Annotated in this window: 10 protein-coding genes; 1 reads left to right on the forward strand and 9 read right to left on the reverse strand. The window is 67.5% G+C overall.

The annotated features are described in order from the left end of the window. Positions 1-164 precede the first annotated feature (164 nt). Entirely contained in the window at positions 165-1,370 is a 1,206-nt protein-coding gene (locus ACV22W_RS22495; protein WP_448021832.1) for an MFS transporter, read from the forward strand. 167 nt (positions 1,371-1,537) lie between these two features. Here the strand turns inward: ACV22W_RS22495 and ACV22W_RS22500 are convergent, their stop codons facing one another. The 9 genes from ACV22W_RS22500 to ACV22W_RS22540 all read right to left on the reverse strand — a co-directional run bounded on the left by ACV22W_RS22500 (position 1,538) and on the right by ACV22W_RS22540 (position 12,433). Continuing rightward, positions 1,538-2,968 (reverse strand): purine-cytosine permease family protein, encoded by a 1,431-nt coding sequence (locus ACV22W_RS22500; RefSeq protein ID WP_448021834.1) that lies wholly within the window; start codon positions 2,966-2,968, stop codon positions 1,538-1,540. A gap of 314 nt (positions 2,969-3,282) precedes the next feature. Further along, positions 3,283-3,960: an SOS response-associated peptidase family protein gene (locus tag ACV22W_RS22505; protein WP_448021948.1), complete on the reverse strand. Its 678-nt coding sequence runs from the start codon at positions 3,958-3,960 to the stop codon at positions 3,283-3,285. A gap of 132 nt (positions 3,961-4,092) precedes the next feature. Beyond that, positions 4,093-4,722: an NAD-dependent epimerase/dehydratase family protein gene (locus tag ACV22W_RS22510; RefSeq protein ID WP_448021836.1), complete on the reverse strand. Its 630-nt coding sequence runs from the start codon at positions 4,720-4,722 to the stop codon at positions 4,093-4,095. A 161-nt stretch (positions 4,723-4,883) separates the two neighbouring features. Continuing rightward, complete coding sequence (lpdA, locus tag ACV22W_RS22515) at positions 4,884-6,275, reverse strand: dihydrolipoyl dehydrogenase (RefSeq protein ID WP_448021838.1); 1,392 nt, start codon at positions 6,273-6,275, stop codon at positions 4,884-4,886. A 5-nt stretch (positions 6,276-6,280) separates the two neighbouring features. After that, a complete protein-coding gene (locus ACV22W_RS22520) occupies positions 6,281-7,618 on the reverse strand; it encodes a dihydrolipoamide acetyltransferase family protein (RefSeq protein ID WP_448021839.1) in 1,338 nt (445 codons plus the stop codon). 1 nt (position 7,619) lies between these two features. After that, positions 7,620-8,663, reverse strand: coding sequence for an alpha-ketoacid dehydrogenase subunit beta (locus ACV22W_RS22525; protein WP_448021840.1), 1,044 nt, complete (start codon positions 8,661-8,663; stop codon positions 7,620-7,622). A 2-nt stretch (positions 8,664-8,665) separates the two neighbouring features. After that, positions 8,666-9,898, reverse strand: coding sequence for a thiamine pyrophosphate-dependent enzyme (locus tag ACV22W_RS22530; RefSeq protein WP_448021842.1), 1,233 nt, complete (start codon positions 9,896-9,898; stop codon positions 8,666-8,668). A gap of 403 nt (positions 9,899-10,301) precedes the next feature. After that, positions 10,302-10,928, reverse strand: a complete 627-nt coding sequence (locus tag ACV22W_RS22535; RefSeq protein ID WP_448021843.1) for a flavin reductase family protein — start codon at positions 10,926-10,928, stop codon at positions 10,302-10,304. A 356-nt stretch (positions 10,929-11,284) separates the two neighbouring features. Then, positions 11,285-12,433 (reverse strand): porin, encoded by a 1,149-nt coding sequence (locus tag ACV22W_RS22540; protein ID WP_448021845.1) that lies wholly within the window; start codon positions 12,431-12,433, stop codon positions 11,285-11,287. Positions 12,434-12,692: the final 259 nt, after the last annotated feature.

The following is a 12,692-nucleotide window of genomic DNA, read 5'->3' on the forward strand; positions in this document are numbered from 1 at the left end:
TCCTCTCGGGCCGCACGCGCATGCAGCCTCGACTTCGCATTATTGACATCGAATCAAGATAATTTCGCCCGAGCGCGGCTTTTTCCGCAAAAGTAATGCAGGCACACTTCACCCTGTCCGCAATGGCCCGGTGCCGTTGCCCCATGCTTGCAGGAGCTCATCGCGTGAACAGCACGACTTCTTCCCCTTCCCGCCCGGGCGGCAGCGCCGTGCTGCCGCTGCTGGCGCTCGCCGCCGGCGCATTCGGCATCGGCACGACCGAGTTCTCGCCGATGGGCCTCTTGCCCGTGATCGCCGACGGCGTGCACGTGTCGATTCCGCAGGCCGGCATGCTGATCAGCGCGTATGCGATCGGCGTGATGGTCGGCGCGCCGCTGATGACGCTGCTGCTCGCGCGCTGGTCGCGTCGCTCGGCGCTGATCGCGCTGATGTCGATCTTCACGATCGGCAACCTGTTGTCGGCCGTCGCGCCGGACTACACGACGCTGCTGCTCGCACGGCTCGTCACGAGCCTGAACCACGGCGCGTTCTTCGGGCTCGGCTCGGTGGTCGCGGCGAGCCTCGTGCCGCGTGAAAGACAGGCCAGCGCGGTCGCGACGATGTTCATGGGCCTCACGATCGCGAACGTCGGCGGCGTGCCGGCCGCGACCTGGCTTGGCCAGATGATCGGCTGGCGCATGTCGTTCGCGGCGACCGCTGCGCTCGGCCTGATCGCGATCGCCGGCCTGTTCGCCGCGCTGCCGAAGGGTGAAGCCGGCAAGATGCCGAACCTGCGTGCCGAACTGTCGGTGCTCACGCGCCCCGTCGTGCTCGGCGCGCTCGGGACCACGGTGCTCGGCGCCGGCGCGATGTTCACGCTGTACACGTATGTCGCCCCGACGCTCGAACACCTGACCGGCGCGACACCCGGCTTCGTCACCGCAATGCTCGTGCTGATCGGCGTCGGCTTCTCGATCGGCAACATCGCCGGCGGCCGCCTCGCCGACCGCTCGCTCGACGGCACGCTGATCGGCTTCCTCGTGCTGCTGATCGTGACGATGGCCGCGTTCCCGCTGCTCGCCCGCACGCATGTCGGTGCGGCGGTCACGCTGCTGGTCTGGGGTGTCGCGACGTTCGCGGTGGTCCCGCCGCTGCAGATGCGCGTGATGCGTGCCGCACACGAAGCGCCGGGCCTCGCTTCGGCCGTCAACATCGGCGCGTTCAATCTCGGCAACGCGGTCGGCGCGGCAGCCGGCGGCGCGGCGATCTCGGCCGGCTTCGGCTACGCGGCGGTGCCGCTCGTCGGCGGGCTGATCGCAGCGGCCGGGCTCGCGCTGGTCGCCCTGCAGATGATCCAGCGCCGCCGCGCGCCGGTCGCCGCCAGTTCGTAAGCGCACTGCGATCCACACGGTGCCGGCATGCGGCACCGCAATCGGGAAACCAGAAACGCCCACGCCGGGACATACCGCTCGGCCGGCGGCCGTGGCGTGCTCCGCACACCTGGCCGCTCGGGCCAGTTGCCGGCCGGTACGACGGGCGACATGATGCGCCAGTCAGCTCAGTGGTGAACTTCACCGCGTTCGAGCGGCAGGATCAGGCGCTCGGGGATGCTGCGTCGCGACGCACGTGCGCCGACGTAGTACAGCACGGCCGGCACGACGAGGCCGAGGATCCACGAGATGTCGGTTCCGCCGAGCGCGTCGACGAGCGCGCCCGTGTAGATGTGCGTCGACATGAACGGCAACTGCACCAGGATGCCAACCACGTAGATCGTGATCGCCATCACGTTCCAGCGGCCGTAGCGGCCGTCCGGATCGGACAGCGCCGGCACGTCGTAGCGCGAGCGCGTGAAGCAGTAGTAGTCGACCAGGTTGATCGCGCTCCAGGGCGTGAAGAACGCGAGCAGGAACAGGATGAACGCCGTGAACTCCTTCAGGAACGAATGGCGACCGGCGAGCGCGATCAGCGTCGACACGCAGATCATCCCGAAGATGTACATGAGACGGCTGCGTGACGACACCGCACCCTTGCCGCGGAAACCGCTGACGATCGTCGCCATCGACATGAAGCTGCCGTACGCATTGAGTGCCGTCACCGTCACCTTGCCGAACGCGATGGTGAAATACAGCAACGCAGCCACGGCGCCCGTCGAGCCGAGGCCGACGATATACGACACCTCATGGTGCGCGAACTGGCTGCCGGCCAGCGCGGCCGCGAACACGCCGAACACCATCGCCGCCTGCGCGCCGATCACCGAGCCGAGGCCAACCGCGAGGAACGTGGCGGCCGACGGCGTCGAGCGCGGCAGGTAGCGCGAATAGTCGGCGACGTACGGGCCGAACGCGATCTGCCACGACGCGGACAGCGACATCGACAGCAGGAAGCTCGCGAGCGAGAAGTGCCGGTTCGCGAGCAGCGCGCCGACGTCGTGGTTCGCGAACAGCTGCGCGAACATGTAGACGAATGCGACGATGCCGACCACGCTCGCGATCCGGCCGACGAAGTGGATCGCGCGATAGCCGAACACCGTCAGCACGACGATCACGGCCGCGAACAGCAGGATGCCGGCCGCGTCGTCGACGTGCAGCAGTTGCGCGGCGGCCTGCCCGGCGAGCACCGAGCCGCTGGCGGAAAAGCCGATATACATCAGGCACACGAGCACGATCGGGATCATCGCGCCGTAGACGCCGAACTGCACGCGACTCGAGATCATCTGCGGCAAGCCGAGTTGCGGGCCCTGCGCGCCGTGCAACGCCATCACCGCGCCGCCGACGAGCTGGCCGAGCAGCAGCGCGACCAGCGACCAGAACACGTCGCCGCCGAGCACGACCGCCAGCGCCCCCGTGACGATGGCCGTGATCTGCATGTTCGCCGACAGCCATAGCGTGAACTGGCTCAACAGGCCGCCGTGGCGTTCGGCGTCGGGAATGAAATCGATCGAGCGTACCTCGATCAGACCACCGGCTTTTCCACTGGGATTCGTCGACACGGGAAAATCTCCAAGATACTGAGGATCGCAAACGGTTTGGTCGAGACGGGGAACGTGCCGAGCCGCCCTTTCGACTCGTCGGGTGCGGCGTGCCGCGGATCGTCGGGGCACGCCCCATGCACGATCCATACGCTCGCGCGCAGCCGGCACGACCCGCGCCGACAGTGCCAGCGGATGATCTTGTATATACAACCACGCTGATATCGGTGATTACCCGGTGTCCGGCCGCTTTCCAGATCGTCCTGGAAAACGGAGCGCATCCGGCGATCGCTGGTGTCGGTCGACCGTATGAGAAATGCAGGGAAAACGAAACCTCAGGCGCCGGCGGGCGACGCCTGGTCGGGTGCGGCGACCATGTCGCCGGCGGGAAGAAGCGTCAGCATTCGCCGCGCAGCCTCGATGTCGCGCGCGTGCAGCCATTCGTCGTAGTCGTCGCGGCGCAGGATCACGACGCCCCGCTTCTCGTCGCCGGGCCGATGCATGCGCGCGAACAGCGGATGATCGTCGGCATTGACCGTGAGCATCGTCATGCCGATCCGCTCGCGGCCGTCGACCGTTTCGTAACGCCGCCAGAGGCCGGCGACGCAGCACGGTTGCCAGCCGTCGACGCCGATCCGGTGCCACACGTTGCGGCCCGTTTCGTAGCACGGCTCGAAGATCCAGCGCACCGGAATCAGGCAGCGCTGGCCATTGCGCCAGGCGTTGCCGTAGAGTCGCGACGAACCGACCGTTTCCGCGCGCGCGTTCACCGTATCGAGCTTCTTTCGCTTGCGGCCGTTCTCGTCGAGACGCTCCGGCTGCATGAACTTCGGCCAGAAGCCGAACACCGCGCTGACGACCGAGAGGCCGTCGCCGTCGGCGCGCGCGATGGGTGCCGCACAATCCGGATATACATCGGGTTCCCACGGCTCGCTGCGAAACAGGTCGCCGATGCCGATCCTCAGCTCGCTGATACCCGGGTCTTCATCAGGGGCGCGGTAGTGGGTGCACACGGTTGGGCAGACGATGGACGCGATGTCTTCATCGTAGGTCAGCGTGCACGCCACAGGTCCACTATTGCCTGGTGTGACGAAACAGGCTTACGACCGTTCGGCCCGCTTGACGGTGTCGTCGCCCGTTGCGGTTCAGGCCAACCGTTCCGATCCGATCACATGCACACCCGGACGCGCATCGAGCGCGGCGTCGAGCAGTGCGCGGGCAATACGCGGCGCCGGATTCACGCGCCACTTCCGCGGCAGCAGCGGCCCGGCGACGCTCAACGCAAGCACCAGCATCCGCTCGCCGAACCGGAATTCGTCGCGGCTGCCGCCGATCAGGCCCGGCCGCACGCAGGTGAGCGACGCGAACCCGATGCCCGCGAGCGCGCGCTCGACCTCGCCCTTCACGCGGTTGTAGAAGATGCGGGAGCCCGGATCGGCGCCGAGCGCGGAATTCAGCACGTAGGTCGGCGTGCCGGACCGATGCGCGAGACGCGCGACCGCGAGCGGATAGTCGTGATCGACGCGGCGGAATGCGGCCTGCGAGCCCGCGACCCGCATCGTGGTGCCGAGCGTGCAGATCACCGCGTCGGCCAGCCACCAGTCGGCCGCCTCGGGCAGGTGATCGAAGTCGACCTCCCGCGCGCGCATCTTCGGATGCGGCGACAACGGCCGGCGCGCGAGCACGACGACCTGGTCCACCCGCGCGTCGGCCAGCGCGGCTTCAAGGACGTGACGCCCGACGAGTCCGGTCGCGCCGACGAGCAACAGTTTCATGGCAAGTCATTCCGTGTGAGGCCGGTGGATCGGCGTGGAACCGACACGATGAACGGTCCGCGCGGGAGGGTCAACCGCAACCCGCATCCCGCCCGTCACCCGCGCACACAAAAAACGCCGCCGTGGCGTGGCTTCGATCGGCCGCGCATGCCGACGCATGCTCACACATGCAGCGCATGCCCCAGCGCGCGCAACGCCGCCTCCTGCATCGCTTCGCCGAGCGTCGGATGCGCGTGGATCGTGCCGCCGATGTCCTCGAGCCGCGCGCCCATCTCGAGCGACTGCGAAAACGCCGCGGCCAGTTCCGACACGCCGCGCCCGACCGCCTGCCAGCCGACGATCAGGTGCGTGTCGCGCCGCGCGACGACGCGCACGAAGCCGTCCGTCGCCTGCAGCGTCATCGCGCGGCCGTTCGCCGCGAACGGGAACGACGCGCTGATGCAGTCGACGCCGGCCGCCTTCGCGTCGTCGGGCGACCAGCCGGACGTGACGACCTCGGGATCGGTGAAGCACACGGCCGGGATCGATGCCGGCGTGAACTTGCGGCGGCGTCCGGCGATCAGCTCGGCCACCATCTCGCCCTGCGCCATCGCGCGATGCGCGAGCATCGGCTCGCCGGCGACGTCGCCGATCGCCCATACGTTGCGCATCGACGTCCTGCATTCGTCATCGATGCGCAGCGCGCGGCCATTGCGATCGAGCGGCAGCGATTCGAGCCCGAATCCGTCGACGCGCGGCCGGCGGCCGACCGCGACCAGCACGCGATCGGCCGGCAGCGTCTTCTCCGCGCCGTCGGGCGCCTGCACGCGCACCGCGCCGTCGCTTGCGAGGCCCAGCACCTTGTGCCCCAGCCAGAGCCCGACGCCGAGCCGCGCGAGCGAATCGGCGACCGGCTTCGCGAGTTCCGCGTCGTATGCGGGCAGTACGCGCTCGGCCACCTCGACGATGCTGACGTCGACGCCGAGCTTGCGATAGACGAATCCGAGTTCGAGCCCGATGTACCCGGCGCCGACGACGACCAGCCGCTTCGGCAATGACGCGGGCGACAGCGCCTCGGTCGACGAGACGACGTGGCCGCCGAACGGCATCGACGGCAATGCGACCGGTTCCGAGCCGGTCGCGAGCAACATGTGCTCGCATGCAATCCGCGTCGTGTGGTCGCCGGCGACGACGTCGACCGTCTTGCCGTCGACCACGCGCGCGTCGCCGTGCAGCACGCGCACGCCGTGCTTCTTCAGCAGCGCGCCGACGCCGCGCGTGAGCCGCTCGACGATGCCGTCCTTCCAAGCGACGCTTTTCGCGATGTCGATCTCCGGCGCGCGCACGCGAATCCCGAGCATCCCGTCGCCGGCCTGCCCGCACGCCTGCTCGAACGCATCGGCCACGTGGATCAGCGCCTTCGACGGAATGCAGCCGATGTTCAGGCACGTGCCGCCGAGCCGTTCGCGCTCGACGAGCACCGTCGCAATGCCGAGCTGCCCCGCGCGAATCGCGGTGACGTAACCACCCGGCCCGCCACCGATCACGAGCAACGTGGTGTGTTCGTTCTTCATCGTTCTCACTCCACGAACAGCAGCGCCGGGCGCTCGAGCACGCCGCGCACGGCCTGGATGAATTCGGCCGCGTCCGCGCCGTCGACGACACGATGGTCGAACGACGACGACAGGTTCATCATCTTGCGCGCGACGATCGCGCCGTCGCGGATCATCGGCCGCTCGACGATCCGGTTCACGCCGACGATAGCGACCTCGGGATGATTGATGACCGGCGTCGACACGATGCCGCCGAGCGCGCCGAGGCTCGAGATCGTGATCGTCGAGCCGGTCAGCTCGTCGCGCTGCGCGCGGTTCGCGCGCACCGCGTCGGCGAGCCGCGCGATTTCCGCCGAGATCGACCACACGTCGCGCGCTTCCGCATGACGCAGCACCGGCACCGTGAGGCCGCCGTCCGTCTGCGTCGCGACGCCCACGTGCACCGCGCCGTAGCGCGTGACGACACCGGCTTCGTCGTCGTAGCGCGCGTTGATCTGCGGGAAGTCGCGCAGCGCGATCACCATCGCGCGGATCAGCAGCGGCAGCGGCGTGAGCCGGCCGCGCGTGTCGCCGTGGCGCCGGTTCAGCTCGGCGCGCAGCGATTCGAGCTCGGTAACGTCGATCTCCTCGACGTAGCTGAAGTGCGGAATGCGGCGCTTCGCTTCCTGCATCTTGCGCGCGATCGCGCGCCGCAGGCCGATCACCGGCACGTCGGTTTCGTCGTTGCGCTCGTCGTAGCCACGCGCTTGGGAGCCGCGCGCCGCGCCGCCGCCCGTGCGTGCATACGCATCGAGGTCGGCATGCAGGATCCGCCCGGCTTCGCCGGTGCCGCGCACGTAGCGCAGCTCGATGCCCATGTCCCATGCGCGCTGCCGCACCGCCGGCGACGCGAGCGGCCGTTCGCCCGGCGCCAGTGCCGCGCGCGGCGGCACCGCATGTTCCGCGCGGCGCGGCTCGGCTGGCGCGCGGGACGCGGCGTGCGGCGTCGCCTTCGGCGACGGATGTGTTTCGGATCCCTCATCGACGGACGACGACTCCGCACGCACATCGACCGCCGCCGGAGGCTGCGCCACCTCCGCGCCGGCCTCGCCCGCCTTCGCACCCGGCTTCAGGTTGCCGTCGCCTTCGACTTCGAGACGGATCAACTCGCTGCCGACCGCCATCATCTCGCCGATCCGCCCGCCGAGCTCCAGCACCTTGCCGGCCACCGGCGACGGAATTTCCACCGCCGCCTTGTCGGTCATCACATCGGCGAGCGGCTGGTCTTCGGCGATCGTCTGCCCCGGTTGCACGTGCCAGGCCACCAGCTCGACCTCGGCAATCCCTTCGCCGATATCCGGCATCTTGATGACATGAATCCCCATCTCAGGCCTCCATCACGCGTCGCAACGCTTCGCCGACCCGGGCCGGGCCGGGGAAATACGCCCATTCCTGCGCGTGCGGATACGGCGTGTCCCAGCCCGTCGTCCGCTCGATCGCTGCTTCCAGATGATAGAAGCAGTGCTCCTGGACGAGCGACACCAGCTCGGCGCCGTAGCCGCAGGTGCGCGTCGCCTCGTGCACCACCACGCAGCGGCCGGTCTTGCGCACCGACGCGACGATCGTGTCGAGATCGACCGGCCACAGCGTGCGCAGGTCGATCACTTCCGCATCGATGCCGGTCTCCTCGGCGGCGGCCAGCGACACGTGCACGGTCGTGCCGTACGTCAGCACCGTCAAGTCGTTGCCGGGCCGCACGACGGCGGCCGTATCGAGCGGCACCGTGTAATAGCCTTCCGGCACCGCGCTGCCCGGATGCTTGAGCCACGAGGTGACGGGACGTTCGTGATGGCCGTCGAACGGCCCGTTGTACAGGCGCTTCGGCTCGAGGAAGATCACCGGATCGTCGTTCTCGATCGAGGCGATCAGGAGTCCTTTCGCGTCATACGGATTCGACGGCATCACCGTGCGCAATCCGCAGACCTGCGTGAACATCGCCTCCGGGCTCTGGCTGTGGGTCTGGCCGCCGTAGATGCCGCCGCCGCACGGCATCCGGATCGTCATCGGCGCGGTGAACTGGCCCGCGGAGCGATAGCGCAGCCGCGCGCCTTCCGACACGATCTGGTCGGACGCCGGGTAGAAGTAGTCCGCGAACTGGATCTCGCAGACCGGCCGCAATCCATACGCGCCCATCCCGACCGCGGCGCCGACGATCCCGCCTTCCGAGATCGGCGCATCGAACACGCGCGACTTGCCGTACTTGGCCTGCAGCCCCTCGGTGCAGCGGAACACGCCGCCGAAGTAACCGACGTCCTGCCCGAACACGACCACGTCGTCGTCGCGGCCGAGCATCACGTCCATCGCGGAGCGCAGCGCCTGGATCATCGTCATCGGCTGCGCCGATGCCGTCGTCGTTTCATGTTGCGCCATGATCACGCTCCCAGTTCCTGGCGCTGACGGCGCAGATGCGCGGGCAGCTCCTTGTATACGTCGTCGAACATCGAGGCCGGCGACGGAATCCGGTCGTCGGCCAGCGTCCCGAACTTCTCCGCTTCCTTCTGCGCGGCGATCACCTCGGCCTCCAGCTCGGCCGTGAGCGCGTCGTGCGCGCTGTCCGACCAGATGCCTTTCGCGATCAGGTGCTGCTTGAAGCGCGCGATCGGATCGCCGAGCGGGAAATGGGCCCAGTCGTCGGCCGGCCGGTATTTCGTCGGATCGTCCGACGTCGAGTGCGCGCCGGCGCGATAGGTCACCCACTCGATCAGCGTCGGGCCGAGATTGCGGCGCGCGCGTTCGGCCGCCCAGGTCGATGCCGCGTGGATCGCGAGGAAGTCGTTGCCGTCGACGCGCAGCGAAGCGATGCCGCAGCCGACGCCGCGCCCGGCGAACGTCGTCCCCTCGCCGCCCGCAATTGCCTGGAACGTCGAGATCGCCCACTGATTGTTGACGACGTTCAGCACGACCGGCGCGCGATACACGTGCGCGAACGTCAGCGCGGTGTGGAAGTCGGATTCCGCGGTCGCGCCGTCGCCGATCCATGCGGACGAGATCTTCGTGTCACCCTTGATCGCCGACGCCATCGCCCAGCCGACCGCCTGGATGAACTGCGTCGCGAGGTTGCCCGAGATCGAGAAGAAGCCGGCTTCGCGGTCCGAATACATGACCGGAAGCTGGCGCCCCTTCAGCGGGTCGCCTTCGTTCGACATCAACTGGCAGATCATCCGTTCGAGCGACACGTCGCGCGCGATCAGGATGCTTTGCTGGCGGTAAGTCGGGAAGCACATGTCGCCGTGGCGCAGCGCCATCGCATGCGCGGCGCCGATCGCCTCCTCGCCGAGGCTCACCATGTAGAAGGAGATCTTCTTCTGACGCTGCGCGATCATCATGCGCGCGTCGAAGATGCGGGTCTTGAGCATCGCGCGCATCCCGGCGATCAGGCGCGCATCGTCGAGGTCCGGCGCCCACGGGCCGAGGGCTTCGCCGTGGTCGTCGAGCACGCGCACCAGGCTGCGGGCGAGATGGGCGGTGTCCGCCGGCGCAACGTCGATCGGCGGGCGACGAACCGCGCCGGCCGGCGATAGATGCAGATAGGAAAAATCCGTCTTGCAGCCCGGACGCCCCGTGGGCTCCGGCACATGCAGACGCAATGGCTCTGACAGGCTCATCGTGTCGTCTCCACGCTCGATTGTGTCTCACGCTGATGGAAGCGCGCGGCCGGTTGCCGGCTCACGCGCGAGCTGGCGCGCGGATAAGCACGCCAACCTTGGAAATCTATGCCTTATGGCGCGAAACGTCGATGACCAACCCGCTCGCTCCGGATGAGCAGATTTGCCATGGCGGATGCCGACGGACGATCGATGGTGGCGGCGGAGCGAACGCAGACCGCCCATGCTGCGCTGCGTCAACGGCCGGTGGAGCGTGCGTATCGAGCCGGACCGATCGATACACGCCGGTCATGTCGGACGATATGCAGCAAAAGACCCCGCGAAATCCTGGATCCCGGCGGGGTCTCGATGCGTCGGGGCGCTCCCGCGCCCGCTTGGCCGGCTGGCCCCGGCGGGCGATGAATCACGCGTCGGGACGCGCGATGTCGAAGCGGCTGTCGGGTGTCACGTGCGCGTAGGCCGACGGGCCGCCGGCGCGCAGAATGATGCCGGCGCCGAACGTGTCGAAGATGCCGTCCTTCAGCATGTCATGACGAATATGCACGGCGATGACCTCGCCGAGCACCAGCGTCGCCGGTGTCTCGACGCCGCGATGATCGCGCAGCCGGATCACGTCGGTCACCTTGCATTCGAAGTTCACGCCGCTCTCCGCGACGCGCGGTACGTCGACGAGGCGCGACGGAATCGCGGTCAGGCCGCCGAGTTCGAATTCGTTGACGCCGTACGGCACCGCGGCACAAGTCTGGTTCATCCGCTCGGCAAGGTCGCGCGTCGCGAGGTTCCAGACGAACTCGCCGGTTTCCTGCACGTTGCGCAGGCTGTCCTTCGCGGCGGTGCTCGAAAAGCCGATGATCGGCGGACGATAGTTGAACGCGTTGAAGAAGCTGTACGGCGCGAGATTGAGCGTGCCGTCGGCGCCACGGGATGAAATCCAGCCGATCGGGCGCGGGCCCACGATCGCGTTCAGCGGGTCGTGCGGCAGACCGTGGCCTTGCGACGGTTCGTAATAGTGGTAGTTCGAATCGGTCATGGAGGATCGTGTGCGACAGGAAAATTGTGTTGAAAGCGCTCGGCGGAGGTGCGCGTGCCGGTGACGCACATGCGTGCGGCGCGACGTGTGTTCGAAGTATCACATGGCATCACGTTCGTCGCAGCGAAGCTGCACCGCGGGCAGCGTTGCGACGCCGATGCGGGTGGCACGTCCAATAAAAAACCCGCGAGTGCATGGCGTCTCGCGGGTCTCACCGAGGCCGGCTTCCACGGGGTCCACCCGCCCGGCATCGCTGCAAAAGGAGCACGGCCCGCGATCCTTCGCGTTATCGCGCGCGGGCTGCCCTGCAGGCCGATGCGATGGCGGGCGGGCGGCGCCCGCGACCGGCAGCCATGTCAGAAATGATGCAGCAGCGCGACACGCACGACGTACTGGTTCGGGCCCGACGAGATGTCGGCCGCGCCCGGAACGTATGCGTAGTCGAAGTCGGTCCCGGTGTGCGCGTTCATCGCGTGCTGATAGACCCCTTCCACGAATACCGACGTGCGCTTCGACATGTCGTAGTTCAGCTTCGTGCTCAATTGATGCCACTTCGGATTGAACGCGCCGACCGTCGAGGCGACACGAGCCTGCGTGTAGGTGTAAGCCGCGCCGAGGTACAACGCGGGCGTGAAGTGATAGAGCCCGTTCACCTCGAAGTTGTCGAATTTCCACGCGGTCCATGCGCCGCCGGCCGGCTGTGTCGTCCCGGTGAAATACGCATTCGACGTCGGATCGTACACATCCACGTGCGAGTAGGTGAACCCGACGAGCGCATTCGCAAACGCGTAGTTCACGCCGATGCCGATGTTCTGCTGCGACGACGCGTCGAACGTGTTGTCGCCGGTGATCGCGCCGGTCGTATCGGCATTGCGTGCGTTGTTGATCTTCAAGTACGACGCGCCGACCGTCAGCCCGCCCTGCTGGTATTGCAGCGCGGCGCCGTACAGGCGATTGTTCGCAAAGCCGCCCGCCTGATTGCTGAATCCGTACATGGCCTCCGCGGTAATCCCGTGCCACACGGGCGACACGTATTTCACCGCGTTGTTCACCCGGAACGAGTAATCGGTGTTGTCGTTGTCGTAGGGATGCGCAAACAGATAGCCCGTCCAGTTTCCGTTCGCGGTGAGCGGCGAGAAAATGTCGACGCTCGGATCGTACTGGCGGCCGAGCGTCACGGTGCCGTAACGCTCCGACGCGATGCCGACGAAAGCCTGACGGCCGAATTCCCGGCCGCCCTGGCTCATTTTCCCGTTGTTGACGTCGAAGCCGCTCTCTAGCGTGAAAATGGCCTGGTAGCCGCCGCCGAGATCCTCTGCCCCCCTGATGCCCCAGCGGCTGCCGTAATCGTAGCCACTTTGCAGTTGCACGGTTCCGTGGCCGCGTGCGTTGCTCGTGTAGTTGATGCCGTCCTCGATCTTGCCGTAGAGCGTCACGCTGCTTTGCGCATGCGCGGCGGTGGCAAGCAACGCGGCGGGCACGATGATCCCCCAACGCTTGTTCATGATGATTTACCCCCCAGGTCTCTCGTTTGCCGGTCGCAATGCTTGCGCACTGCGAATGCGTGCCGCGTCGATGTATCCCGCGATGCGACGGGCGCAGTGTAATGAGCCGTTTTTCCGCTGTTAGTGACCGGCAGCGGAAAGGTGCTCTACGGAACGGAGGCTATTTTTCGGTACGGAAACCGGATAGCAAGGCGGTCAAGACCACGTCGTCGGGGCCGACGACGTGCGACGCGTAACGGCCCTTACTCCTATGCCGACA

This window comes from Burkholderia sp. AW49-1 (genome assembly GCF_053427845.1).